Origin of the sequence: Zoogloea sp. 1C4 (assembly GCF_009469605.1) — a bacterium.
Taxonomy (GTDB): domain Bacteria; phylum Pseudomonadota; class Gammaproteobacteria; order Burkholderiales; family Rhodocyclaceae; genus Zoogloea; species Zoogloea oryzae.
Genome location: NZ_SSXU01000021.1, coordinates 1 through 24,043, shown reverse-complemented (window position 1 = coordinate 24,043; position 24,043 = coordinate 1). Strand labels below are relative to the sequence as shown.

Below are 24,043 nucleotides of genomic sequence, written 5' to 3'. Positions count from 1 at the left end.
TTCTCTCACGTCGGCGACATGCTCAACTAAAGCGCCCCGCGCCGCCGGCTGGAGCGGGGCCGGCGGATCAGCCCGCCAGCGCGGCGAGCAGCTTGCCGTGGATGCCGCCGAAGCCGCCGTTGCTCATCACCAGGATGCGGTCACCTGCCTTCGCCTCGGCGACGATGGCCTTCACCAGCGCGTCCAGGTCGTCCTCGACCACCGTCTTGCCGGCGATGGGCGCCAGCGCGCCGCGGGCGTCCCAGCCCAGGTTGGCGGCGTAGCAGAACACCTTGTCGGCCTGGGCCAGGCTGGCCGGCAGCTGATCCTTCATCACGCCCAGCTTCATGGTGTTGGAGCGCGGCTCCAGCACCGCCAGGATGCGCGCGTCGCCCACCTGCCGGCGCAGGCCCTCGACGGTGAGGGTGATCGCGGTGGGGTGATGCGCGAAGTCGTCGTAGACCGTCACGTCGCGCACCGTGCCGCGCACCTCGAGCCGGCGCTTGACGCCCTCGAAGCGGGTCAGCGCGTCCAGCGCCACTTCAGGCGTCACGCCCACGTGGCGGGCGGCGGCGATGGCGGCCAGCGCATTGGCCCGGTTGTGGGTGCCCGACAGGGGCAGGCGCCTGCGGCCGATCTCGCGGCCCTCGAAACGCACCACCACTTCGTCCTCGAAGGCGCCCTCGGCCACCGACCAACCGGCGGCGTCGTTGAACCATTCGAGCTCCGACCAGCAGCCGCGCTGGATCACCCGTTGCAGCGACTCCTCGGCCCCGTTGGCGACGATCCGGCCCGACTTGGGAATGATCCGCACCAGATGGTGGAACTGGGTTTCGATCGCCGGCAGATCGGCAAAGATGTCCGCGTGGTCGAACTCCAGGTTGTTGAGGATCGCCGTGCGCGGGCGGTAATGGACGAACTTGGAGCGCTTGTCGCAAAAGGCGGTGTCGTATTCGTCGGCCTCAATCACGAAGAAGGGCGTCTCGCCCAGGCGCGCCGACACGCCGAAGTTCTTGGGCACACCGCCCACCAGAAAGCCCGGCTTCATGCCGACATCTTCGAGGATCCACGCCAGCAGCGAGGTGGTCGTCGTCTTGCCGTGGGTGCCGGCCACCGCCATCACCCAGCGCCCCTGCAGCACGTTCTCGGCCAGCCACTGGGGGCCCGAGACGTACGGCAGCCCCTGGTCGAGGATCGCCTCGAGGAGCGGGTTGCCGCGGGAGATCGCGTTGCCGACCACGAAGACATCCGGCGCAAGGCCTAGCTGATCGACGCCATAACCTTCGACGAGGCCGATGCCCTGCTCTTCGAGCTGGGTGCTCATCGGCGGATAGACGTTGGCGTCGCAGCCCGTCACCTTGTGGCCGGCGGCCCGCGCCAGCAGCGCCACGCCACCCATGAAAGTGCCGCAAATGCCAAGAATATGAATATGCATGGAATCCAGAAGGCGGCCGAAACAGCGCCGCAACAGTCGTGTGTAGAATGGGGCCTATTCTAATCGAACGGGGAGCTCCGACCGCCCATGCCGCGCCCTGCCGTTCCCCATCGCAGCAACCTCCGCCGCGAGATCGCCGCGCTGGCCGCCCGGATGATCGCCGAAGACGGCATCAGCGATTACGGCTTCGCCAAGCGCAAGGCCGCCCGCCAGCTGGGCGCCGTCAACGCCGACGAACTGCCCAACAACGCCGAGATCGAGGCCGAGGTCCGCACCTATCTGGCGGTTTTCCAGGATGAGGAGCACCTTGAACGCCAGCAGGTGATGCGCCTTGCTGCCATCGAGGTGATGCGCGAACTCGACGCCTTCCGCCCCTATCTCACCGGTGCCGTGCTCGAAGGCACCGCCGGCCGTTACTCCGAGGTCGAGATCGACCTCTTCCCCGAGAGCGCCAAGGAAGTCGAGATCTTCTTCCTCAACCAGAACGTCGCCTACGAACACCGCGAGCCGCGCCGCAACCAGCCCGACGGGCCCGAGGCCATCCTCGTCTTCGACTGGGACGACATCCCCTTCAAGCTGCGCATCTACGCCCAGGACATCGAGCGCGTCAGCCGCCGCGGCGCCCACGGCGCACGGCAGATGGAACGCGCCCGCCGCTCCGTCGTCGAAGCCCTCGTCAGCAACACGCCGGCCACCGCCGGCACCACGCCATGAACCGAACCCTCCGCATCGTCCTCGTCATCATCGTCGCCCTGGCCGCCGGCGCCGCCGGCATCTACTCGGCCCGCCGCAACACGCCCCCGGCCAGCGCCCCCACCGCCTCGCCCGAACAGCAGGCCGCCCTCGACAAGCTCCTCGCGCTGGAGCTGCCAGACAGCGGCAGCGCCAAACAGCCCCTCGCAAACTGGAAGGGCAAGGTGCTGGTGGTGAACTTCTGGGCCACCTGGTGCCCGCCATGCCGCAAGGAAATCCCCGCCTTCTCGGCGATGAGCGCCAAATACCAGGACAAGGGCGTCCAGTTCGTGGGGATCAGCATCGACACCGCCGACAACGTGCGCGATTTCCAGGCGGCCAACAAGGTCAGCTACCCGCTGGTTATCGCCTCGCCGTCAGTCGTGGGGCTCACCGAAGCCCTCGGCAACACCTCCCAGGCGCTGCCCTTCACCGTGATCGTCACCCAAAATGGCCAGCTCGGCCTCGTCAAGCTGGGCACCCTGTCCGAAGACGAACTCGACCGCAAACTGGCTGAACTGACCGGCTCCTGAACCCCGCCGCCAGCCCCTGGCGGTGGACAACTTGCGCCGAATTACGGCAAACTTGCGTCCATGACGCGCAAAAACCGCCATTGGGCCATCACCTCGGCTGAACAGACGCTGCACTGCGCGCATGTTCAGCCCGGCCCCGGGGCCGTGATTTTCCGCACGCTCGTCCGAGCGGCGCACACCCCCGCACCTGCGCGCTTCCGTCCTAGCGCCCTTCGCGCCTAATTCCAGATACCGGCTCCCTGCCCTTCGGCGGGGACCAGCTCATTCAAGGGGAACACAATGGATCTTCGCAAGCTCAAGAAATTGATCGATCTGGTCCAGGAATCCGGCATTTCCGAACTCGAAGTCACCGAAGGCGAGGAAAAGGTCCGCATCGCCAAGCACGCTTCCGGCCCGGCCCCGGTCAATTACGTCACCCAGATGCCCGCCGCCGCGCCGGCCCCCGCCGCTGCGCCGGTTGCCGCAGCCGCCCCGGCTGCCGCCGAACCCGCCGTGCCCGAAGGCCACGAGGTCAAGTCGCCGATGGTCGGCACCTTCTACCGCGCCAGCGCCCCGGGCGCCAAGCCGCTGGCCGAAGTCGGCCAGACCGTCGCCGTGGGCGACGTGCTGTGCATCATCGAAGCCATGAAGCTCATGAACGAGATCGAGGCCGACGCCGCCGGTGTCATCAAGGCGATCCTCGTCACCAACGGCGAACCCGTGGAATTCGGCGAACCGCTGTTCATCATCGGCTAAATCATGGCCATGTTCGAAAAGATCCTCATCGCCAACCGGGGTGAAATCGCCCTCCGGGTGCTGCGAGCCTGCCGCGAGCTGGGCATCAAGACCGTCGCGGTCCATTCCCAGCCCGACGCCGAAGCCAAGTACGTCAAGCTGGCCGACGAATCCGTGTGCATCGGCCCGGCCTCGTCCGCCCTCAGCTACCTCAACATCCCGGCGCTCATTTCGGCCGCAGAAGTCACCGACGCCGAAGCCATCCACCCCGGCTATGGCTTCCTGTCCGAGAACGCCGACTTCGCCGAGCGGGTCGAGCAGTCCGGCTTCGTCTTCATCGGCCCCCGCGCCGAAACCATCCGCCTGATGGGTGACAAGGTCTCCGCCAAGGACGCCATGAAGGCTGCCGGCGTGCCCTGCGTGCCCGGCTCCGAAGGCGCCCTGCCCGACGACCCGAAGGAAATCGTCAAGATCGCCCGCGCCATCGGCTATCCGGTGATCATCAAGGCCGCCGGCGGCGGTGGCGGCCGCGGCATGCGCGTGGTGCACACCGAAGCGGCGCTGCTCAACGCGGTCACCACCACCCGCTCCGAAGCCGGCGCGTTTTTCGGCAACCCCATGGTCTACATGGAAAAGTTTCTGGAAAACCCGCGCCACGTGGAAATCCAGATCCTCGCCGACCAGCACGGCAACGCCATCCACCTGGGCGAGCGCGACTGCTCCATGCAGCGCCGCCACCAGAAGGTCATCGAGGAAGCGCCCGCGCCCGGCATCGAGCGCCGCCACATCCTGCGCATCGGCGAACGCTGCGCCGAAGCCTGCCGCAAGATCGGCTACCGGGGCGCCGGCACCTTCGAGTTCCTCTACGAGAACGGCGAGTTCTACTTCATCGAGATGAACACCCGCGTCCAGGTCGAGCACCCGGTCACCGAGCTCATCACCGGGGTCGACATCGTCCAGGAACAGATCCGCGTCGCCGCCGGCCAGAAGCTGCGCTACAAGCAGAAGGACATCGAGTTCCGCGGCCACGCCATCGAGTGCCGGATCAACGCCGAAGACCCGTTCAAGTTCACCCCCTGCCCGGGCAAGATCTCCAACTGGCACGTCCCCGGCGGCCCCGGCATCCGCGTCGACTCCCACGTGTACAACGGCTACACCGTGCCGCAGCACTACGACTCGATGATCGGCAAGCTGATCGCCTACGGCGACACCCGCGACCAGGCCATCCGCCGGATGCGCATCGCGCTGTCCGAGATGCTGGTCGAAGGCATCAAGACCAACATCCCGCTGCACCAGGAGCTGATGCTCGACGCCCGCTTCGTCGAAGGCGGCACCAGCATCCACTACCTGGAGCACAAGCTGGCGGGGCGCAACGAGGTCAGCAAAAGCTGATGTGGATCTCCGTCATCCTGCAGGCTGATGCCACACGCGCCGAGGCCCTGTCCGAGGCGCTGATGGATCACGGCGCCCTGTCGGTCAGCATCGACGATGCCGACGCGGGCACCGACGCCGAGAAGCCCCAGTTCGGCGAGCCGGGCATGCACCCGGCCAGCCTGTGGGATCACAGCCGCGTCGTCGCCCTCTTCGACACCGACACCGACCTGGCCGAAGCCCTGGCAACCGCCTCGGCCGCCGCCGGGCTCGATGCGGTGCCGCCCTTCACCATCGAAGAAGTCGCCGAGCAGAACTGGGTGCAGCTCACCCAGAGCCAGTTCGACCCGATCCGCATCACCGACCGCCTGTGGATCGTGCCCTCGTGGCACGAAGCCCCCGCGCCGGACGCCATCAACCTGATCCTCGATCCAGGCATGGCCTTCGGCACCGGCTCCCACCCGACCACCCGGCTGTGCCTCGAATGGCTCACCGACGTGATCGAGCCGGGCGTCACGGTGCTCGACTACGGCTGCGGCTCCGGCATCCTCGCCATCGCCGCCGCGCGCCTGGGCGCGGGCGAAGTCACCGGCGTCGACATCGACGAGAAGGCCGTCGAGACCGCCGCCTTCAACGCCGAGACCAACGGCGTGAAGCTGCACCTGCAGGTCTCGTCCAAGCCCCTCGACGGCACCTTCCAGCGGGTCGTCGCCAACATCCTCACCAACCCGCTGAAGATGCTCGCGCCGCTCCTCGCGGCCCGCGTCGCACCCGGCGGCAGGCTCGCCCTCTCGGGCGTGCTCGAAGCCCAGGCGGACGAAGTCATCGAAGCCTACGCACCCTTCATCGCGCTCACCGTCGGCGCCACGCACGACGGCTGGGTCCGCCTCGAAGGAGAACGACCGGTCACGCCATGATCCTCGCACGCTGCCCCGCCTGTGCCACGACCTTCCGGGTTCGCCCCGAGCAACTGCAGGCCCGGGGCGGGCGCGTGCGCTGCGGCCACTGCCAGCACGCCTTCAACGCGCTGGAAAGCCGCATCCCCGAGGACACCGAACCCACCGACACCCACTCCCTGGCGCCCACGCCGGCACCCGCTGTCGAGGCTCCCGCCGAGCCGCCCATCTTCGTTCTTGAAGAAAAGCCCCAGGAAGACGCCGCGCCGGTCGAGGCCACCGAGGCAGCCGCTGACGCCCCGCAGCCGGAAGCGATCGCCGCACCGGCCGACGAAGATCTCCTCGACCTCGACGACCTCCTGCCCGCCGACACACCGTCCCCCGTCGCTGAACCCCTGGCCGACGAGCCCCTGGCGGACGAGCTCATCGCCGAAGCCGACATCCCGCCAGCGCCCGCCCTCCCGGACGACACCCCGGACGCAGCCCTCCCTGCCGAAGAAGGCGATGGCGACGCCTTCGACACGCCCGAAGAACCCGCCCCGGCCGACGCCCCCAGCTTCGACCTGCCCGACAGCGAGCCCGTCGACGCCTTCCCGGACGAGCCCGCTGAAGCGTCCCAGCCTGCCGACGAAGCCGCCGCGCCGGTCGCGCCCTTCGCCGACATCGATATCGACATCGACGCGGCACAACCCTGGCCACCCGAAGCATCGCCCACCACCGAGTTCGGCAGCGATGCTCACACCGCAGACACCACCGACGAGCGCGACGACTTCGACGACGTGATCGCCAGCGACGCCCCGCCCGCTGTCGAACCCTTCGAGGCGCCCCCCTTCCAGCCCGACTGGCCGTCCGCCGCCGATCTCGACCTGAAGGCCCCGCCCGCCGAACCCGTCGATTTCGACGCCCTGCTCCACAAGCAGGACGAGGACCCGACCCCGCCGGAAGCCCTCGCCGCCACGCCCCACGACCAGCCCTGGCCGGCCAGCGAAGAGCCCGCCGCGATGCTCGCCCAAGCCCAGGCCGAGGCCGCCCACGTGCCCATCGAAATCGACACCAGCGCCGATCCCCGCCGGGCCGAGCCGAAGATCGTCGCCGAAACCGTCGAGACCGTCGAATCCTACGAAGACGCCGACGACGAGCCGCCGATCGAACCGGAAGCCGAACCCGCCACGTCGCCGGTACTGCGTCAGGCCGCCTGGACTGCCGGCGCCACCCTGCTGAGCCTCGCCCTCCTGGCCCAGGGCGCGCTGGTGTTCCGCAGCGAGATCGTCCAGTCCTCGCCCCAGACCCGGCCGTTCATGGAAAGCCTGTGCGGCGCCCTCGGCTGCGAGCTGCCGCTGCCGCGCAACGCCGCCGACATCGCCATCGAAAGCTCCGACATCCAGCCCGACGCCGCCCGCGAAGCCTTCTTCACCCTGCACGCCACCCTGCGCAACCGGGCGGAGTTCCCCCAGGCCTATCCGCACCTCGAGATCACCCTCACCGACGCCCGCGACAAGGCCCTCGTCCGCAAGGTGCTCGAACCCGCCCAGTGGCTGCCCGCCGACGCCCCGAAGGACGCCTTCGCCGCCAAGCGCGAAGTCGCCACCCGGATCGCCTTCGAGGCCCCCGGCGTCGCCGCCGCGGGCTACCGCGTGTACGTCTTCTACCCCTGACGGCAGCCGCCGGCAGGGCAACCGCCCAACCATCGCCGAATCATGTCCACGCTGATCTGTGGTTCCATCGCCTACGACTCGATCATGGTTTTCCATGACCGCTTCCGCAATCACATCCTGCCCGAGCAGCTGCACATCCTGAACGTCTCGTTCTTCGTGCCCGAGATGCGGCGCGAATACGGCGGCTGCGCCGGCAACATCGCCTACAACCTCAAGCTGCTGGGCGGCGAGCCGCTCATCATGGCCACCGTCGGCGACGATGCCGCGCCCTACCTCGACCGCCTCGACGCCCTCGGCCTGCCGCGCACCCACGTCACCCAGGTGCCCGGCACCTTCACCGCCCAGGCCTTCATCACCACCGATCTCGACGACAACCAGATCACCGCCTTCCACCCGGGCGCGATGATCCACTCCCACGTCAACACCATCGGCCAGACCAGCGGCGTGCGCCTCGGCATCGTCGCCCCGGACGGGCGCGACGGCATGCTCGAGCATTCCCGCCAGTTTGCCGAGGCCGGCATCCCCTTCATCTTCGATCCGGGCCAGGGCCTGCCCATGTTCAGCGGCAGCGAGCTCCTCGCCTGCCTGAAACTGGCCGACTACTGCACGGTCAACGACTACGAAGCGCGCCTGCTGTGCGAACGCACCGGCCGCTCGATCGAATCCCTGTCTGGCGAGGTCAAGGCGCTGATCGTCACCCGCGGCAGCGAAGGCTCCGAGATCCACACCGGCGGCGCGCGCATCGACATCCCCTGCGCCGTGCCCGTCCGCGTCGAAGACCCGACCGGCTGTGGTGACGCCTACCGCGCCGGCCTGCTCTACGGCATCGACCGCGGCCTCGACTGGGACCAGACCGGGCGCCTCGCCTCGCTGATGGGCGCCATCAAGATTGCCAGCCGCGGCGGCCAGAACCACGCGCCCAGCCGCGATGAAATCGCCGAGGCCTATCGCAAGGCCTTCGGCTCAACCCTTTGGTGAAAGGAAGAACGATGCGAATCCTGAATCTGGGCGTTGCCCTGCTTGCCGCCGTCACCGTCGCCGGTTGTGCCACCGGCCAGGGCGCGGGTGATTACCAGCGCACCGAAACCCGCCGTGTGATGAGCGTCCGGCTCGGCGTGATCGAAGGCGTGCGCGCGGTCAAGCTCGAAGGTACCAAGTCGCCGGTGGGTACCATCGGCGGCGCGGCCGTCGGCGGCATCGCCGGCAGCACCGTCGGCGGCGGCAAGGGCTCGGCGATCGGTGCGGTGGTCGGCGCGGTGGTCGGCGGTCTGGCCGGCGCGGCGGCGGAAGAAGGCCTGACCCGCAGCCAGGGCGTCGAAATCACCCTCAAGATGGACAACGGCGAACTGCTCGCCATCACCCAGGAAGACCAGGGCGAGAACTTCAAGCCCGGCGAACGCGTCCGCCTGCTGCAGGACGGCCGCACCACCCGCGTGACCCGCTGAGCCTTTCGGCCCGGCAGCATCCAGCAAGGGAGCCCGCGCGGCTCCCTTTGCCTTTGGGCGCCGTCACACGCCGGTAACCGCCCCTTCACCGGGCCGCAACGCGCCCTTCCCACAATGCGCGGAAACCCCACGAGGATTTCCGCCATGCTGCACAAGCAACAACAAGCTGCCCAACGCCCCGGTCGCAACCTGCACGTGGGCCTCGCGACCAGCCCCACCGAAGTGCTCGAAGCCCAGAAGCTACGCTACCGCGTGTTCGCCGACGAGATGGGTGCGCGCCTCAACCCGCGCACGCCCGGCGTGGATCGCGACCTCTACGACCCGTTCTGCGAGCACCTGATCGTCCGCGACGAGGACGCCGGCCGCATCGTCGGCACCTACCGCATCCTGTCGCCCTCCGCCTCCCGCGAAGTGGGCAGCTACTACTCGGAAAACGAGTTCGACCTCACCCGCCTGCGCCACCTCAAAAGCCGCATGGTCGAGATCGGCCGCTCGTGCATCGATGCAGAATACCGCTCCGGTGCCGTCATCACCCTGCTGTGGTCGGGTCTCGCCCGCTACATGCTCGAGAACAACTACGACTACCTCATCGGCTGCGCCTCGGTGAGCATGGCCGACGGCGGGCACATGGCGGCCAGCCTGTATAATCGGCTGAAGGACGAACACCTGTGCCCGCTCGAGTACCGCGTGTTCCCCCGCACCCCGCTGCCCCTCGCCGCCCTGCGCCAGGATCTCGACGCCGAAACCCCGCCGCTCATCAAGGGCTACCTGCGGGCCGGCGCCTGGATCTGCGGCGAACCGGCCTGGGATCCTGATTTCAACACGGCCGATCTGCCCGTCCTGCTGCCGGTTTCCCGGCTCGACGCCCGCTACGCCAAGCACTTCATGGGACGCAAGGACTGAAGCCCGACAGCCCCGCTCCGTTCGCAATCCGCCTCGCCCGCTACCTGCGCCTCGCCGGCCACATCGCCGTCGGCGTGGCCATCGCGGCGGCGGCCTTCCCCTTCCTCGGCCTGCTACGCCGGCGCCAGCTCAAGCAGTGGTGGTCGGCCCGGCTGGTAAAGGTACTCGGCGTCACGCTGCAGATTCGCGGCGGTGGCGACGTGGTGCCCGGCTGCCTGCTGGTGGCCAACCACGTGTCGTGGCTGGACATCTTCATCATCAACGCCGCCTGGCCCGCTGCCTTCATCTCGAAGGCCGAGGTGCGCCAGTGGCCGCTGTTCGGCTGGCTCGCCGTGAAGAGCGAGACCGTCTTCCTGCACCGGGGCAGCCGCGGCCACGCGAAGGTCGTGAATGGCGAGATTGCCGGGCTGCTGGCCGACGGCCAGTACGTGGCGCTGTTCCCCGAGGGCACGACCACCGACGGCAGCACCCTGCACAACTTCCACGGTGCCCTGCTCCAGCCGGCCATCGACGCCGGCGCCTTGATCCAGCCGCTGGCCATCGCCTACCGCCTGCCGGATGGCCGCTTCACCCGGGCGCCGGCCTACGACGGCGACGTGAGCCTGGGCGAATGCCTGCGGGCCATCGTCGGCGAGCGCCACATCGTTGCCCGCATCGACGTGGAGCCGGCCCTGTGCACCCGCGAGACGCCGGATCGCAAGGCCCTCGCCCACATGGCCCGGGCCGCGATCCTCGAACGCATCGAAAGCGCCTGAAGCCCGCCATTCCGGCAGGCTTCACATCAGATCAGCAGAAGGAAAGACGAGCCGACAACGGCCCGCTCAGGACGGCTTGAGCTTGCCGTGGGTAAGCCCGGGGCAGGCCACCTGGAACACCTTGCGGTCTTCCAGCCGCACCGCGGTGAGCTCGCGCCCCCACAGGCAACCGGAATCCAGCGCCAGCAGGTTGGGCTCGATGCGCAGCCCGAGGGCCGACCAGTGGCCGAACACCACCGTCGCGTCGGCGCTCTTCCGGCCCGGCACCTCAAACCACGGCACGTAGCCTTTCGGCGCCTTGGTGACCTCGCCCTTCACCTTGAAATCCATCACCCCGTCGGGCGTGCAGAAGCGCATCCGCGTCATCGCATTGACGATCACCCGGATCCGCTCGTAATCCCGCAGCCCGTCGTGCCAGGCGGCCGGCTCGCTGCCCCACATGTTGTTGAGCAGATCGGCGTGATAGGGGCCGGCCAGGGCGCCCTCCACCTCCCGCGCCAGGGCCCGCGCCTGGGAGACCGTCCAGCCGGGCAGCAGCCCCGCGTGGACCATCGCAAAGCCGTCTTCCAGATGCATCAGCGGGCGGGTGCGCAGCCAGCCCAGCAGGGCGTCCCGGTCTGGCGCGTCGAGCACCGACTGGATGGTGTCGTCCTTGCCCCGGGCACGCACGGTGCCGTAGGCCACCATCAGCAGGTAGAGATCGTGATTGCCCAGCACCGTGACCGCCGAAGCCCCCAGATCGCGCACGAAGCGCAGGGTCTGGAGCGAATCGGGCCCGCGATTGACCAGATCGCCCACCAGCCACAGGCGATCCCGGGCGGGGTCGAAGTTGATCCGGTTGAGGAGCGCGGTGAGGGAGGTGAAGCAGCCCTGGATGTCGCCAATCGCGTAAGTTGCCATGATGTTCAGGCCCGCCGTCCGGGCTTATCCACCACCGTCAGCGCCGGCGGCGACGGTGACGGGGTGTATTCGGGTACCCAGCGGCGCAGCTCGCGGCGAACCTCCAGCGCGCCCACCGGGCGGCGCTGGCGCAGCCATTGCAGCAGCGCGTCGAGGCTGCCTTCCTCCACTGGCTGGGCACGGGCGATGCGCAGCTTGGGGTGATGGGTGGCGCGGGTTTCCTCGGCGTCGGCCAGCACCTCTTCGTAGAGCTTCTCGCCGGGGCGCAGGCCGGTAAACACGACGCGGATCTGCTCTTCGCTGCGGCCCGAAAGGCGGATCATATCCCGCGCGAGTTCGGCGATCTTCACCGGCTCGCCCATGTCGAGCACGAAGATCTCGCCGCCCTTGCCCATCGAGCCGGCCTGCAGCACCAGCTGCGCGGCCTCGGGGATGGACATGAAGAAGCGGGTGATCTCCGGGTGGGTCACCGTCACCGGGCCACCAGCGGCGATCTGTTCCTGGAACTTGGGGATCACGCTGCCGGCACTGCCCAGCACGTTGCCGAAGCGGACGATCTCGAACTGGGTCTTGCCCTCGGCCGACATGGCCTGGCAGACCTTCTCGGCGAGCCGCTTGGTGGCGCCCATCACGTTGGTCGGATTGACCGCCTTGTCGGTGGACACCAACACGAAGCGCGACACCCCGCAGGCCACCGCGCTGCACGCCACCTGCCAGGTGCCCAGCACGTTGTTGCGAACCGCCTGCCAGGCGTTGTCCTCTTCCATCAGCGGCACATGCTTGTAGGCCGCGGCGTGGAAGATCACGTGGGGGTGGAAGCGGGTGATGACCTCATCCACCCGCACCGCGTCCTTCACGTCGCCGGCCAGCGCCACCAGCTGGATGTTGGGGTAATGAACCGCGAACTCCTCGCACAGGCGGTACAGGGCAAACTCGCTGATGTCGAAGCACACCAGGATCGACGGCTCGTAGCGGGCGATCTGGCGGCACAGTTCGGTGCCGATCGAGCCGCCGGCACCGGTCACCATCACCGACTTGCCACGCAGATATTCGCGCACCTCGGCGGTGTGGATGCGCACCGGATCGCGGCCGAGCAAGTCTTCCACGTCCACGTTGCGCACTTCGCTCACCTTGACGCGGCCGGTCATCACGTCGGCGATGGCCGGCACGATCAGCGCCTTCACCCCTGCCCGAACGCAGGCGCTGGCCACCTTGCGGCGCACCTCGTGGCGCTCGTTGGGCATCGCGATGATGGCGTGGCCGACCTTGTATTCCTCCGCAATGCGCTCCAGATCGGCGATCCGGCCGAGCACCTTGCAGCCGTAAACCTCGCGTCCCTGGTTGGCCTTGTTGTCGTCGAGCAGGCCCACTACCCGCCACTCGGCCGAGCGGGAGAGCTCGCGCACCAGGCTCACCGCCGCATCGCCGGTACCCAGCACCACCACCGGCTGACCGAGGGCCCGCAGCCCACCATAAAGCCGGGATTCCTTCCAGGTGCGGTAGAGCACCCGCGAGCCGCCCATGTACATGGCCAGCAGCAGCGGCTGCATCGCAAAGACCAGCCGGGGCACCTCCGGCGCGGAGCGCACCGCCACCACCACCACCAGCGGCGTGAGCAGCGCGGACACCGCTACTGCCCGGGCGATGCAGACGAGATCCGGCAGGCTGGCAAAGACCCAGATGCTCCGGTACAGCCCGAAGGCCCGCAGCAGCAGGCCCTGGAGCACCAGCGTGACGAACAGCCCCTGATAGAGGCCGGCGTTGAAATCTTTCGGAATATCGAAGTTGAAGCGGACGAGGTAGGCCAGCCACCAGGCCAGCGCCACGCCGACCACGTCGGACAGATAGACCAGCGAAGGGTGAAAGACTTTCTTGATCAAGGCCTGGGCGCCTCGGCGGCCTCGAACCGGCGCCACGCGCGGTCGATCAGCCAGCCAAGGATCATGTAGACGAATATCCACATTGTAATCATGACGCACTGCAGCGAGAACCCTAGTGGCAAGCCTGCAACAGCCGAGCCCCCCGCCGCGGCCATCAGGGCATAGGCAGCCAGCGCCGTGCCCCGGTGCCCGAAGCCCATCCGCACCAGCCGCTGGTAGTAGTGGGTGCGGTGGGCCTGCCAGATCTTCTCCCCGCGCAAGGCCCGGCGCAGCAGGGTCACCGTCGCATCCGCGATGAAGGGCGAGAACACCAGCAGCGGAAACCACAACGGCCAGGCCCCAGCCTCATGGCCGACCAGCCCCAGCGCGCCGGCCATGAAACCCAGCGGCACCGAACCCGAATCGCCCATGAAGATCCTGGCCGGGTGGAAGTTGAAGCACAGGAAACCCAGCGCCGCGGCGGCGATCCCGGCCCCCAGCGCCGCCAGCCCCGGCTGCCCGGCCACCAGCGCCGCCCAGGCCAGCGTGCCGAAGCCGAACAGCGCCATACCCCCGGCGAGGCCGTCGGAGCCATCCATGAAGTTGTAGAGATTGGCCATCCACACCAGCCCGACGACACACAGCAGGCCAAAGGCCCAGCCCGCCGCAGGCCCCAAGAGCGCCAGAAACACCGCCGCGACCAGCAACTGCGCCACCAGCCGCCACCGCGCCGACAGGCTGCGCCGATCATCCACCAGCCCGACCGCCGCCAGCGCCAACCCACCGCCGACGGCCGCCAGCAGCTCTGGCGCAGCGCCCGGTGCAAGCACCAGCCCGGCCGCCATCACCCCCGCCATCACCCCGACACCGCCAGTGCGCGGCGTGGGTTTGACGTGGAGCGAACGCTCGTTGGGCTGATCGAGAAAATGCAGCCACGACCCCGGCCGGCAACACAGCCAGGTGACCGCCCAGGCCACCGCAAAGGCGACCGCCGGCACCAGCAGCAGCTCAAGCCCCATGGAGCGTCTCCCGCAGGCCATCGGCCAGATCCAGGCTGGCGCGCCAGCCCAGCTCCCGCTCGATGCGGGCCGGCGAATAACAGGCCGAGCCGAGCAGCCGATCCAGCGCCTCGCTATCGAGCGGCATGCGCCGCCCGAGGACGGCCGCGCCCAGATCGCCCAGCCGAGCCGCCGCGGCGAGCACGCCCCGGGGCACGGCCCAGCCAACCGGAGGCATGCCGCTGGCGGCCCGCAGCGCGTCGTAAAGCTGTCGCCCGGAATGGGTTTGGGGATGGGCGACGATGTAGCTGCGCCCAGCTGCGCGCGGGTCGCCCGCCACCCGTCGCATCGCCGCCACCACGTCGGCCACATGGACCATCGAACGGCGGTTGCCGGTCTCGGGCAGCGGCGGAAACCACCCGCGCCGCACCAGCGCAGCCATCCGCTCCAGATTGCCCCGCCCGCCGGCGCCATAGACCATCGCGAGGCGCAGGCACACCACATGCATCCCGAAACGCTCGCCGGTGGCCAGCAGCACGGCCTCGGCCTCGCGCTTGGCGAGGCCGTAGGCCGACGCCGGTGGCACCGGCCAGGTTTCATCGATGCAGTCGTCGCCAGGATCGCCCATCGCCTTGACGCTCGAGAGGAACACCAGCCGCCGCACGCCAGCCCGACCGGCGGCTTCGGCGAGCATCCCGCTGCCTTCCAGATTGACCAGCCGATGCCGCGCCGCGTCGGCCTCGCTGCGGGCGCCAAAGGCATGGGCGTGGCCCGCGCAGTGGAACACCGTATCGATGCCCGCGCAGGCCGCTGCCAGGCTGGCCGGCTGGCACAGGTCACCGCGGATCTCGTCAGGGCCGACCGGCTCGCGCCGGGTGAGTACCCGCACGCGCAGGCCGTCGGCGCGCAGGGCCGCCACGAGGCGCCTGCCAATGAAACCGTTTCCGCCGGTAACGAGGATGCCCATGGCGGCTAGAACACCTCGCGCCGCCGCAGGTAGCTGGCGAAGCGCGGCACGCCGTCCTGGGTGAGGTCGCGATAGACGAAGGTGACGAGACTGCCGACGGGCGGCGGACTGCGCCGCTCCGCATCCGTGAAGCCGGTACCCAACTGGAAGCGCACGCCCTTGTCGGTTTCCACCAGCAGCGCGCCCATCAGACCGTCGAGCCGCCCGCGGCCCGGGAGATGGGCGATCACCGTGGCTTCGGCGTCGAGGAGCGGCTTGAGCTTGAGGAGCACGTCGCTGCGGCCGGTGAGATAGGGCGCGTCGGCCAGGTGGAGCATCAACCCTTCGCCACCACCGGCGACGACTTCATCCAGTTTTGCCTGGAGCGCCGGCCGATCGGCCACGCGGAACTGCTCGACCACCGCCAGCCACGGCACGCCGGCCCGGGCCACGATGGCCTGCAGGAGGGCGATGCGTTCGGTGAAGGAACCCTCGCCGCCGGGCTGCTCGAAGACCATGAAGCGCACCCGGCGCCAGTCGTCGTCGCGGGGCTCGCGGCGGCGGACGATGCCGGACAGATCCTCGAAACGCCCGCGGCCCATCCACAATTCACCGTCCAGCGGCTCCGGCGGCAGGCCGGCGACGAACCACGCCGGCGCATTCACCACGCGCCCGCTGCGGAACCGCAGGACGCGGCCATCCCAGACGGCGCGCACGCCATCGAGTTTTTCGCTGACCCAGTAGCGGGTGACATCCACATCGCCCCGCAGCACTTCGGCCAGGAGCAGCGGCGGCGCCGCGACACCGGCGACCGCCAGCACCCGGGCCGGGCCGCAGAACGCAGCCGCAAGGGCAGCGCAAACCCCGCCGCGCAGCCACGCGCGACGGGTTTCAAGGGGAGTCTTCAGAACCATTTCCAGCCGTGCAATCGGAAGAACAGCGCGGCACCGTGCATGAAGAGGCGGATGTGATGCAAGCCCTTCTTTGCCGCGTGGCCGCCATGATGCACGACTTTCACCGTCGGCACATATGCGATCCGCGTTTCACGGGCGGCGCGCAGGCTGAGGTCGTAGTCTTCGAAGTAAAGAAAGAAGCGCGAATCGAAACCGCCGAGCCGGCGCAGCACGTCGGTGCGGAAGCACATGAAGGCGCCGCTCACCAGCGGCGGATCCCACACCACGGCGTCACCGATCACGTCCTGCATCTCATAGCGGGCCATGCGCGCGGCAAAGCGGCGGCGCAGCCAGCCGGGCGCAAAGCCGCGCAGGAACAGGTCGAACACCGTCGGCACGCGCTTGCACAGGTATTGCACGCGGCCATCCTCCCAGCGCACCGCCGGGGCGATCAGGCCGCATTCGGGGTGTGCGCGGAAGAAGGCCCGGGCCTCGACGAGGGCGTCGGGGGCCAGTTCGAGATCGGGATTGAGAATCAGGTGGACGTCGCCGGCGCCATCGAGGCTGAGGTTGTGCCCGCAGCCGAAGCCCACGTTGCCGTGGCCGGAGAACACGTGAACCTGCCAGTCGTCGGGCAGTTGCAGGCCGGCGAGCACGGCGTCGCTGCCGCCGTTGTCGATGAGGAAGAGATCGGGGACGACATCGGCCGCCCGGCTCGCCGTGACCAGCGAATCCAGGGTTGCCTTGAGCTGCGCGGCGTCGGGCCGGTACAGCACGAGGCTGACGGTCAGGCGCTCCATCAGCGCCCGACTTCAGGATTGGCGGGCGGCAGGACGCCGCCCAGCGCGACAGACATCAAACCTTGTAGTAACTCCGGTACCACTCGACGAAGCGGCCGATGCCCACCGGCACCGGGGTGGCCGGCACGAAGCCCGTCCAGGCGTTGAGGGCGTCGGTGTTGGCGTAGGTGGCGGGCACGTCGCCATCCTGCAGCGGCATGAAGTTCTTCTCGGCCTTCTTGCCCACGGCGTTCTCGATGGCTTCGATGAAGCTCATCAGCTCGACCGGGTTGTTGTTGCCGATGTTGAACACGCGGAAGGGCGCGTTGCTGGTGCTGGGGTTCGGCGCGTCAGCGTTGTAGCTGGCGTCCGGCTCGGCGGTGTGGTCGAGGGTCTTGATGACGCCCTGGACGATGTCATCCACGTAGGTGAAGTCGCGCTTCATCTTGCCGTGGTTGAACACGTCGATGGGGCGGCCTTCGAGGATCGCCTTCGTGAACAGGAACAGGGCCATGTCCGGACGACCCCACGGGCCATACACGGTGAAGAAGCGCAGGCCGGTGGTGGGCAGGCCGAACAGGTGGCTGTAGGTGTGCGCCATCAGCTCGTTGGCCTTCTTGGTGGCGGCGTACATGCTCACCGGGTGGTCGACGCTGTCGCACTCGGCGAACGGCATCTTGGTGTTGCCGCCATACACGCTGGAGCTGGAGGCATACACAAGGTGCTGCACCTTGTTGTGGCGGCAGCCCTCGAGGATGTTCATGAAGCCCGAGATGTTGCTCTCGATGTAGGCGTGGGGATTGACCAGCGAGTAGCGCACGCCGGCCTGGGCGGCCAGGTGGATGACCTTGTCGAACTTCTCTTCGGCGAAGAGCTTTTCCATGCCTTCGCGGTCGGCCACGTCGAGCTTCACGAAACGGAAGTTTTCGTGGGGCGTGAGGCGGGCGAGGCGATCCAGCTTGAGCTGGACGTCGTAGTAATCGTTGAGGTTGTCGAGGCCGACGACGGTGTCGCCGCGAGCCAGCAGGAGCAGGCTGGTATGCGAGCCGATGAAGCCGGCAGCGCCGGTAACGAGAATTTTCATGTTCGTGAGGGACGATGCAGGTTGTAGGGCGGGCACGCCTTCGGAAGCGGAACCGTCAGCCCGGCATTTTCGCACGGGCACATGACAGCGTAAATCCAGGACACAACTTGTGCCGTGGCATCTGCAACGCCCGGTATACTTTGACGTTCCCGAATCAATCGCCATCCCCTTGATCCATCGCAGCCTTTACACCGCCGTCTGGTACGTCGCCGCGCCCTTCGTCGCGCTGCGGCTGCTGTGGCGCGCCCGCAAGCAGCCGGAATACCTGCAGCACGTGGGCGAACGCCTGGGCCGCTACACCGGCCTGCCGCCGGGCCCGGTGATCTGGCTGCACGCAGTGTCGGTGGGCGAGACCCGGGCCTGCGCGCCGCTGCTCCACGCGCTGCTCGATGCGCACCCGGATCACTCGGTGCTGCTCACCCACATGACGCCCACCGGCCGGGCCACCGCCGCCGAGCTCTTCGGCAGCCTCGCGCCGCGGGTGCAGAGCGTGTATCTGCCCTATGACTTCCCGTGGGCCGTGGCGGCCTTCCTGCGGCACTTTCATCCGCGCCTCGGCATCCTGATGGAAACCGAGCTGTGGCCCAACCTGGTGGAAGCCTGCCGCCAGACCGGCACGCCGCTGGCGATGGTCAATGCGCGGCTGTCGGCCCGCTCGGCCAAGGGCTACGCGCGGGCGGGGGCCCTGGCGCGCAAGGCCTTCGCGCACCTGTCGGCCATCGGCGCCCAAACCGAAGCCGACGGCCAGCGCATGAGCAACCTGGGCGCGCGCTACGTGATGGTCACCGGCAACATCAAGTTCGACATCGCCCCGCCGGCGCCGATGCTGGCCCTGGGCGCGGTGTTCCGCAACCGCTTCGGGCCCCAGCGCCGGGTGCTGCTGGCCGCCAGCACCCGCGAGGGCGAGGAAGGCCCGCTGCTCGAAGCCTTCGCCCGGCTGTGCCCGCCCGAGGTGCTGCTGGTGCTGGTGCCGCGCCACCCGCAGCGTTTCGACGAGGTCGCCAAGCTGGTCAAGCGCGCCGGCCTGCAGATGCAGAAGCGCTCCAAGGACGTGCCGGTGATGGCCGACACCCGCGTGTGGCTGGGCGATTCGATGGGCGAGATGTACGCCTACTGCGCGGCGGCCGACGTGGCGATCATCGGCGGTTCGTGGGAGAAGCTCGGCGGGCAGAACCCCATCGAGGCGAGCACCGTGGGCTGCCCGGTGATCGTCGGGCCCCACACCTTCAACTTCAAGGTGGTGTGCGAGCAGGCCATCGAGGTGGGCGCCGCGGTGCGCGCCGACGACATCGAAGACGCCATCGAGGAAGCCATCGAGATCCTCGCCAACCCGCCCCGCCGCGCCGCCATGGGCCAGGCCGGGCGCGACTTTGCCCAATCCCACCGGGGCGCCACCGAGCGCACCATGGACATGCTCACCCCGCTGCTGCGGGGCTCGCGCCCCCAGCGGCGCTGATCAGCCGCGCAGCAGGTAATCCACCGCCCAGCCGGCGAAGATCGCCGCGCCCACCCAGTTGTTGTGCAGGAAGGCCTTGAAGCACTTCGCCCGATCGCGCTCGCGGATCAGGGTGTAGTGATAGCCCATGATGCCCGCCGCCACCACCAGCCCGGCAAAGAAGGCCGCGCCGGCGCCGGTGACGGCCCCGACCCAGCCCAGGATCGCCAGCGTGGCCACGTAGCACAGCATCACCGCCGCCACGTCGAAGCGGCCAAAGGTGATCGCCGAGGTCTTGATGCCGATCTTCAGGTCGTCCGGGCGATCCACCATCGCGTACTCGGTGTCGTAGCCCACCGCCCAGAACACGTTGGCCACCAGCATCGCCCACGCCACCAGCGGAATCTCGCCCTGCAGCGCGGCAAAGGCCATCGGGATGCCGAAACCGAAGGCGATGCCCAGGTAGGCCTGGGGAATCGCCAGGAAGCGCTTGGTGAAGGGATAGCTGCCCGCCAGGAACACCGCCGGCACGCTCATCAGGATGGTGAGGGTGTTGAGCGGGAGCACCAGCAGGAAGGACACCGCCGCCAGCCCGGCCGCCAGCCACAGGGCCTCCTTCGGCGTCACGCGCCTGGCGGCCAGCGGGCGGTTGCGGGTGCGCTCCACGTGGCCGTCGAAATCCTTGTCGGCGTAGTCGTTGATCACGCAGCCGGCCGAGCGCATCAGCACCGTGCCGATCACGAAGATCGCCACCACCAGCACCGACGGCCGCCCCTCGCCCGCCACCCACAGCGCCCACAGGGTCGGCCACAGCAGCAGCAGGATGCCGATGGGCTTGTCGAGGCGCATCAGCTTTTCGTATTCGGCGAGACGCTCGCGCAGGGTGAGGGTTGGCATGGTCGGGTTCATGGGGCCAGGCTCCGGATCGCGGGCAGGAAGATTTCGGTGATGAGCAGCGGCGCGCCATTGCGCCGGAAGGCCGAGCGGCGCGCCCACAGGGCCGGCAGATCAGCGTTGCCGGTGGCGCGGGCGGCGTGGTGCCAGCGGGAATCGCGGGCATCCAGACGAGCCGCCTCCAGCCGCGAGCGAGCCACCCGCGGGTCGTCGAACAGCACCGCCGCCAGCGGCCGCCCGCCCAGCCCGCGCAGCAGGTGCCAGTCCGCCGGGATGGAGGTGTCGGCCACCAGCGAGCGGGCAAACACCACCGGCTCACCGTCGGCGATCAGCAGCACCTCGCGCTGCCACAGCCGGCCGTGGCAATGCACGCCCAGAGCCGCCATTTCATCCGGCAGCACCACGCCCTTGCCCTGGCTCACCACGCGCAACGAGAAGCGTCCGCAGCGGCTGCGGATGCGGGCGGTGAGGGAGCTGTCGTCGGTGAGCCAGCCGCGCATCCCCCGCGGCGCCTGCCAGGCGGCCATGCGGAAGGGATCGCGACCCGGAAAGTGGGCCAGGGTCATCGGTGTGCAGAAAAACGAAAAACGCCCGCAAGCGGGCCGCGCAATTGTACGGCTTATGGCGGACCAGGGGAGCACGGCGGACTGTAGGTCTGACTTTAGTCCGACACCTCCACCTGCCCAACCCGACGCTGTCGGACTGAAGTCCGACGTACAGGTGATGGCGCCGCCGGGCGTGGTGCTTCGCTGCCACAGGGCGATTCCGGGCCAAGGGCGGACCGGCCTTTTCATCCCGGCCTGCCGATCACCGTCTCACTGTAGGTCGGACTTTAGTCCGACACCTCCACCTACCCAACCCGATGTTGTCGGACTGACGTCCGACCTACAGGGGGCCGGATCAGGCCTTCAGCAGCGAGGCCCGGCCGCCGAACCAGCGGGCGGTGACTGCGTCGGCCACCCGTGGCGCGTCGCGCAGCAGGGTTTCGGCCAGATCGCGGGCGATGTCGACGAGCACCGCATCTTCCTCGAGATCAGCGTAGCGCAGCAGCGGCACGCCGCTCTGGCGGGCGCCGATGAACTCGCCGGGGCCGCGGATGCGCAGGTCTTCCCGGGCGATGATGAAGCCGTCGGTGTGCTCGAAGATCGCTTTCAGGCGTTCGCGCCCGGCCTGGGACAGCGGCTGCGCAAACAGCAGGATGCACACCGATTCATGCACGCCGCGCCCCACCCGGCCGCGCAGCTGGTGCAACTGGGCGAGGCCGAAGCGCTCGGCGTGCTCGATCACCATCAGACTGGCGTTGGGCACATCCACGCCCACCTCGATCACCGTGGTGGCCACCAGCACCTGCACCTCGTTGGCGCTGAAGGCGGCCATGGTGGCGGATTTCTCGTCGTTCTTGAGCCGGCCATGCACCAGCCCCACCGCCAGATCGGGCAGCGCGGCCGAGAGCATCTCGAAGGTTTCCTGGGCGGTCTTGAGCTGCAGGGCTTCGGATTCCTCGATCAGCGGGCACACCCAGTAGGCCTGCCGACCGACCACGCAGGCGTCGTGGACGCGCCGGATCACCTCGTCGCGGCGCTGGTCCGACACCAGCTTGGTGACGATGGGCGTGCGCCCCGGCGGCAGCTCGTCCAGCACCGAGACATCCAGATCGGCGTAGTAGCTCATCGCCAGCGTGCGCGGGATGGGCGTGGCCGACATCATCAACATGTGGGGCGATTCGCCGGCCTGGCCTTTTTCGCGCAGGGCCAGGCGCTGGCGCACGCCAAAGCGGTGCTGCTCATCCACCACCGCCAGGGCAAGCAGCGGCAGGGCCACCGGGTCTTCGATCAGCGCGTGGGTGCCCACCGCCAGCAAAATCTCGCCGGCGGCGAGGCGGGCCATCGTCGCCTCGCGCTCCTTCTTCTTGCGGCTGCCGGAGAGCCACGCCACCTCCAGCCCGATGGGCGCGAGCCACCCGGCCAGCTTGCGGTAGTGCTGCTCGGCGAGGATTTCGGTGGGCGCCATCAGCACCGCCTGGCGGCCGTTTTCGGCGGCCAGCAGCATCGCCAGCGCGGCCACGCACGTTTTGCCCGAGCCCACGTCGCCCTGCAGCAGGCGCTGCATGGGGTGGTCCGAGGCCAGATCGGCGGCGATCTCGGCAAAGGCGCGGCCCTGGGCGCCGGTGAGGGCGAAGGGCAACTGCTCCAGCAGGCTGCGGGTGAGCGTGTCGTGGCGCGGCAGGCTGGGGGCGTTCTTGGCGCGGCGGGCGGCGTAGGCGCGGCGGAGCGAAATCTGCTGGGCCAGCAGCTCGTCCAGCTTCACGCGCTGCCACGCGGGGTGGCCGCGATCCTCGATGTCGAGGATCGCCATCGACGGCGGCGGCGCGTGGAGTGTGCGCAGGGCCTCGGGCAGCGTGGGCAGGTTGAGGCGGCGGCGCAGGGGCTCGGGCAGGTCCTCGACCACCGGGTTATGGCGCAGCGCGCCGCCGATGAGCTTGCGCAGCGCCGACTGCACGAGGCCGGCGGTGGTCGGGTAGATCGGGGTGAGGCTATCGGGCAGCGGCTCGCCGGCGGCCACGGGCTTGACCCGCGGGTGGATCATCTCGGCGCCAAAAAAGCCGTCGCGCAGCTCGCCAAAGATGCGCAGCCGGCTGCCGGCCGCCAGCTGCTTCTGCTGGTTGGGGTAGAAGTGGACGAAGCGCAGCGTCACCTCGCCACTGGCGTCCGACGCCCGGGCCAGCAGCTGGCGCCGCGGTGGCGGGCTCACCTCGCAGGAGATCACCTCCACCTCGCACTGGGCCGGCACGCCGGGGCGCAGGTCGGCCAGCATGGTGAGGCGGGTCTCGTCCTCGTAGCGCAGCGGGAGGTGAAAGATCAGGTCGGCCGGCGAGAAGATGTCGAGCTTCGCCAGCCGCTCGGCCAGCTGCGGCCCCACGCCCGGCCAGCCGCGCACCGCCGCCTTCTTGGGCGGCGCGGCGTTGGCAACGGGCGCGGCGGTCTCGGGCAAGATCAGCCGAGCACGAGGATGGCGTCGGCCTCGACCAGCGCGCCGCGGGGCAGCTCCTTCACGCCCACCGCCGCGCGGGCCGGGAAGGGCTCGGCAAAGTAGCGGGCCATCACCTCATTCACCTTGGCAAAGTTGGCCAGATCGGTGAGGTAGATGTTGAGCTTGACCGCATCGCCCAGCGAGCCGCCAGCCGCCTCGGCCACCGCCTTGAGGTTCTCGAACACGCGCACCGTCTGGGCCTCGAAGCCCTCGACCATCTGCATGGAAGCCGGATCCAGGCCGATCTGGCCCGACATATAAACGGTGTCGCCGGCCTTGACGGCCTGGGAGTAGGTGCCGATGGCGGCAGGGGCGTTGGGCGTGGCGATGATCTGTTTGGACATGGGGGCGGGCTCCGTGGTTGAACGGGCGGAGTTTACGGGGGGATTGGGTGTAGTGGTCAAGTAATACCGGACACCTCGATAGGGTGCTGTACTGGGGTTTTCCGTTCATAGGCCGTGGGCGGCAGGTAGCCCAGCGTCGAGTGCAGACGGACGTTGTTGTAGAACCCGACGATGTAATCGGTAATGTCACGACACGCCTCGGCGTGGTTGGCGTAGTCGTTTTGCCAGACCCGCTCCCTCTTCAGATTGAGGAAGAAGCGCTCCATGACGGCGTTGTCCCAACAGTTGCCTTTGCGACTCATGCTGCCCGTCAGGCCATGACGGCTCAGCAAGGCGCGGTGGGCTTCGCTGGCGTACTGACTGCCACGGTCGGAATGCACGATCAGGCCCGCCGGCGGCTGGCGCTGCGTAATGGCCATCTGCAAGGCCGAGCACACCAGTTCGGCAGGCATGTTTGGCGCCA

General features: G+C 68.8%; 24 protein-coding genes. 11 read left to right on the top strand and 13 right to left on the bottom strand.

The features are described from left to right. Window positions 1–67: 67 nt before the first annotated feature. Window positions 68–1,414: a UDP-N-acetylmuramate:L-alanyl-gamma-D-glutamyl-meso-diaminopimelate ligase gene (gene mpl, locus GH681_RS18825; RefSeq protein ID WP_153163083.1), complete on the bottom strand. Its 1,347-nt coding sequence runs from the start codon at window positions 1,412–1,414 to the stop codon at window positions 68–70. Window positions 1,415–1,567: 153 nt separating this feature from the next. On the opposite strand from mpl, the gene GH681_RS18820 reads away from it, so the two are divergent. The 10 genes from GH681_RS18820 to GH681_RS18775 all read left to right on the top strand — a co-directional run bounded on the left by GH681_RS18820 (window position 1,568) and on the right by GH681_RS18775 (window position 10,418). Then, window positions 1,568–2,128, top strand: a complete 561-nt coding sequence (locus tag GH681_RS18820; protein WP_228111994.1) for a hypothetical protein — start codon at window positions 1,568–1,570, stop codon at window positions 2,126–2,128. Further along, window positions 2,125–2,679 carry a TlpA disulfide reductase family protein gene (locus GH681_RS18815; protein WP_153163081.1) on the top strand — a complete coding sequence of 185 codons (555 nt, stop codon included), beginning with the start codon at window positions 2,125–2,127 and terminating at the stop codon, window positions 2,677–2,679. Before GH681_RS18820 ends, GH681_RS18815 begins: the two co-directional genes overlap by 4 nt. A 279-nt stretch (window positions 2,680–2,958) precedes the next feature. After that, window positions 2,959–3,414: an acetyl-CoA carboxylase biotin carboxyl carrier protein gene (gene accB / locus GH681_RS18810; protein ID WP_153163080.1), complete on the top strand. Its 456-nt coding sequence runs from the start codon at window positions 2,959–2,961 to the stop codon at window positions 3,412–3,414. A gap of 9 nt (window positions 3,415–3,423) precedes the next feature. Next, window positions 3,424–4,785, top strand: a complete 1,362-nt coding sequence (accC, locus tag GH681_RS18805) for an acetyl-CoA carboxylase biotin carboxylase subunit (RefSeq protein WP_153163126.1) — start codon at window positions 3,424–3,426, stop codon at window positions 4,783–4,785. Then, window positions 4,785–5,681: a 50S ribosomal protein L11 methyltransferase gene (prmA, locus tag GH681_RS18800; protein WP_153163079.1), complete on the top strand. Its 897-nt coding sequence runs from the start codon at window positions 4,785–4,787 to the stop codon at window positions 5,679–5,681. Before accC ends, prmA begins: the two co-directional genes overlap by 1 nt. After that, a complete protein-coding gene (locus GH681_RS24065) occupies window positions 5,678–7,315 on the top strand; it encodes a DUF3426 domain-containing protein (RefSeq protein WP_153163078.1) in 1,638 nt (545 codons plus the stop codon). The genes prmA and GH681_RS24065 overlap by 4 nt, the downstream gene beginning before the upstream one ends. Before the next feature lie 42 nt (window positions 7,316–7,357). After that, complete coding sequence (locus tag GH681_RS18790; protein ID WP_153163077.1) at window positions 7,358–8,293, top strand: carbohydrate kinase family protein; 936 nt, start codon at window positions 7,358–7,360, stop codon at window positions 8,291–8,293. Between the two features lie 11 nt (window positions 8,294–8,304). Then, window positions 8,305–8,760, top strand: coding sequence for a glycine zipper 2TM domain-containing protein (locus GH681_RS18785; protein ID WP_153163076.1), 456 nt, complete (start codon window positions 8,305–8,307; stop codon window positions 8,758–8,760). A 144-nt stretch (window positions 8,761–8,904) separates the two neighbouring features. Next, complete coding sequence (locus GH681_RS18780) at window positions 8,905–9,663, top strand: GNAT family N-acetyltransferase (protein ID WP_153163075.1); 759 nt, start codon at window positions 8,905–8,907, stop codon at window positions 9,661–9,663. 74 nt (window positions 9,664–9,737) lie between these two features. Next, window positions 9,738–10,418, top strand: coding sequence for a 1-acyl-sn-glycerol-3-phosphate acyltransferase (locus GH681_RS18775; RefSeq protein WP_228111983.1), 681 nt, complete (start codon window positions 9,738–9,740; stop codon window positions 10,416–10,418). Window positions 10,419–10,484: 66 nt separating this feature from the next. Here the strand turns inward: GH681_RS18775 and GH681_RS18770 are convergent, their stop codons facing one another. The 7 genes from GH681_RS18770 to GH681_RS18740 are packed head-to-tail and all read right to left on the bottom strand — an operon-like array spanning window position 10,485 to window position 17,877. Further along, window positions 10,485–11,318: a symmetrical bis(5'-nucleosyl)-tetraphosphatase gene (locus tag GH681_RS18770; RefSeq protein ID WP_153163073.1), complete on the bottom strand. Its 834-nt coding sequence runs from the start codon at window positions 11,316–11,318 to the stop codon at window positions 10,485–10,487. A gap of 5 nt (window positions 11,319–11,323) precedes the next feature. Beyond that, window positions 11,324–13,198 carry a nucleoside-diphosphate sugar epimerase/dehydratase gene (locus tag GH681_RS18765; RefSeq protein WP_153163072.1) on the bottom strand — a complete coding sequence of 625 codons (1,875 nt, stop codon included), beginning with the start codon at window positions 13,196–13,198 and terminating at the stop codon, window positions 11,324–11,326. Then, window positions 13,195–14,196 (bottom strand): glycosyltransferase family 4 protein, encoded by a 1,002-nt coding sequence (locus GH681_RS18760; protein WP_194271275.1) that lies wholly within the window; start codon window positions 14,194–14,196, stop codon window positions 13,195–13,197. Before GH681_RS18760 ends, GH681_RS18765 begins: the two co-directional genes overlap by 4 nt. After that, entirely contained in the window at window positions 14,186–15,142 is a 957-nt protein-coding gene (locus tag GH681_RS18755; protein ID WP_153163070.1) for an NAD-dependent epimerase/dehydratase family protein, read from the bottom strand. Before GH681_RS18755 ends, GH681_RS18760 begins: the two co-directional genes overlap by 11 nt. Before the next feature lie 5 nt (window positions 15,143–15,147). Next, window positions 15,148–16,035 carry a DNA ligase gene (locus GH681_RS18750; protein ID WP_153163069.1) on the bottom strand — a complete coding sequence of 296 codons (888 nt, stop codon included), beginning with the start codon at window positions 16,033–16,035 and terminating at the stop codon, window positions 15,148–15,150. Continuing rightward, the gene (locus GH681_RS18745) at window positions 16,026–16,814 is read right to left on the bottom strand and encodes a glycosyltransferase (RefSeq protein ID WP_153163068.1); all 789 of its coding nucleotides are present in this window, start codon (window positions 16,812–16,814) and stop codon (window positions 16,026–16,028) included. Before GH681_RS18745 ends, GH681_RS18750 begins: the two co-directional genes overlap by 10 nt. A 55-nt stretch (window positions 16,815–16,869) precedes the next feature. After that, window positions 16,870–17,877: an NAD-dependent epimerase gene (locus tag GH681_RS18740; RefSeq protein WP_153163067.1), complete on the bottom strand. Its 1,008-nt coding sequence runs from the start codon at window positions 17,875–17,877 to the stop codon at window positions 16,870–16,872. A gap of 169 nt (window positions 17,878–18,046) precedes the next feature. Here GH681_RS18740 and waaA point away from each other — a divergent pair, with 169 nt between their 5' ends. Beyond that, window positions 18,047–19,333: a lipid IV(A) 3-deoxy-D-manno-octulosonic acid transferase gene (gene waaA, locus GH681_RS18735; RefSeq protein ID WP_153163066.1), complete on the top strand. Its 1,287-nt coding sequence runs from the start codon at window positions 18,047–18,049 to the stop codon at window positions 19,331–19,333. Here waaA and ubiA read toward each other — a convergent pair whose 3' ends face one another. The 5 genes from ubiA to GH681_RS18710 form a co-directional block, all read right to left on the bottom strand. Beyond that, window positions 19,334–20,221, bottom strand: a complete 888-nt coding sequence (gene ubiA, locus GH681_RS18730; RefSeq protein ID WP_228111982.1) for a 4-hydroxybenzoate octaprenyltransferase — start codon at window positions 20,219–20,221, stop codon at window positions 19,334–19,336. Further along, window positions 20,218–20,772 (bottom strand): chorismate lyase, encoded by a 555-nt coding sequence (locus GH681_RS18725; protein ID WP_228111981.1) that lies wholly within the window; start codon window positions 20,770–20,772, stop codon window positions 20,218–20,220. The genes ubiA and GH681_RS18725 overlap by 4 nt, the downstream gene beginning before the upstream one ends. 334 nt (window positions 20,773–21,106) lie before the next feature. Then, window positions 21,107–23,197 (bottom strand): ATP-dependent DNA helicase RecG, encoded by a 2,091-nt coding sequence (gene recG, locus GH681_RS18720; protein ID WP_153163065.1) that lies wholly within the window; start codon window positions 23,195–23,197, stop codon window positions 21,107–21,109. 2 nt (window positions 23,198–23,199) lie between these two features. Next, complete coding sequence (locus GH681_RS18715) at window positions 23,200–23,580, bottom strand: RidA family protein (protein ID WP_153163064.1); 381 nt, start codon at window positions 23,578–23,580, stop codon at window positions 23,200–23,202. Between the two features lie 56 nt (window positions 23,581–23,636). Then, window positions 23,637–24,043 (bottom strand): DDE-type integrase/transposase/recombinase (locus tag GH681_RS18710; RefSeq protein ID WP_153163063.1); only part of this gene is annotated, 407 nt, incomplete at its 5' end.

Coding starts and splice junctions, on each gene's coding strand:
- GH681_RS18785 (WP_153163076.1), top strand. CDS start 8,305: ATGCGAATCCTGAATCTGGGCGTTGCCCTGCTTGCCGCCGTCACCGTC.
- GH681_RS18745 (WP_153163068.1), bottom strand. CDS start 16,814: ATGGAGCGCCTGACCGTCAGCCTCGTGCTGTACCGGCCCGACGCCGCG.
- GH681_RS18780 (WP_153163075.1), top strand. CDS start 8,905: ATGCTGCACAAGCAACAACAAGCTGCCCAACGCCCCGGTCGCAACCTG.
- GH681_RS18790 (WP_153163077.1), top strand. CDS start 7,358: ATGTCCACGCTGATCTGTGGTTCCATCGCCTACGACTCGATCATGGTT.
- GH681_RS18815 (WP_153163081.1), top strand. CDS start 2,125: ATGAACCGAACCCTCCGCATCGTCCTCGTCATCATCGTCGCCCTGGCC.
- accB (WP_153163080.1), top strand. CDS start 2,959: ATGGATCTTCGCAAGCTCAAGAAATTGATCGATCTGGTCCAGGAATCC.
- mpl (WP_153163083.1), bottom strand. CDS start 1,414: ATGCATATTCATATTCTTGGCATTTGCGGCACTTTCATGGGTGGCGTG.
- GH681_RS18750 (WP_153163069.1), bottom strand. CDS start 16,035: ATGGTTCTGAAGACTCCCCTTGAAACCCGTCGCGCGTGGCTGCGCGGC.
- GH681_RS18740 (WP_153163067.1), bottom strand. CDS start 17,877: ATGAAAATTCTCGTTACCGGCGCTGCCGGCTTCATCGGCTCGCATACC.
- GH681_RS24065 (WP_153163078.1), top strand. CDS start 5,678: ATGATCCTCGCACGCTGCCCCGCCTGTGCCACGACCTTCCGGGTTCGC.
- accC (WP_153163126.1), top strand. CDS start 3,424: ATGTTCGAAAAGATCCTCATCGCCAACCGGGGTGAAATCGCCCTCCGG.
- GH681_RS18760 (WP_194271275.1), bottom strand. CDS start 14,196: ATGGGGCTTGAGCTGCTGCTGGTGCCGGCGGTCGCCTTTGCGGTGGCC.
- GH681_RS18770 (WP_153163073.1), bottom strand. CDS start 11,318: ATGGCAACTTACGCGATTGGCGACATCCAGGGCTGCTTCACCTCCCTC.
- GH681_RS18725 (WP_228111981.1), bottom strand. CDS start 20,772: ATGACCCTGGCCCACTTTCCGGGTCGCGATCCCTTCCGCATGGCCGCC.
- GH681_RS18715 (WP_153163064.1), bottom strand. CDS start 23,580: ATGTCCAAACAGATCATCGCCACGCCCAACGCCCCTGCCGCCATCGGC.
- ubiA (WP_228111982.1), bottom strand. CDS start 20,221: ATGAACCCGACCATGCCAACCCTCACCCTGCGCGAGCGTCTCGCCGAA.
- GH681_RS18755 (WP_153163070.1), bottom strand. CDS start 15,142: ATGGGCATCCTCGTTACCGGCGGAAACGGTTTCATTGGCAGGCGCCTC.
- GH681_RS18820 (WP_228111994.1), top strand. CDS start 1,568: ATGATCGCCGAAGACGGCATCAGCGATTACGGCTTCGCCAAGCGCAAG.
- prmA (WP_153163079.1), top strand. CDS start 4,785: ATGTGGATCTCCGTCATCCTGCAGGCTGATGCCACACGCGCCGAGGCC.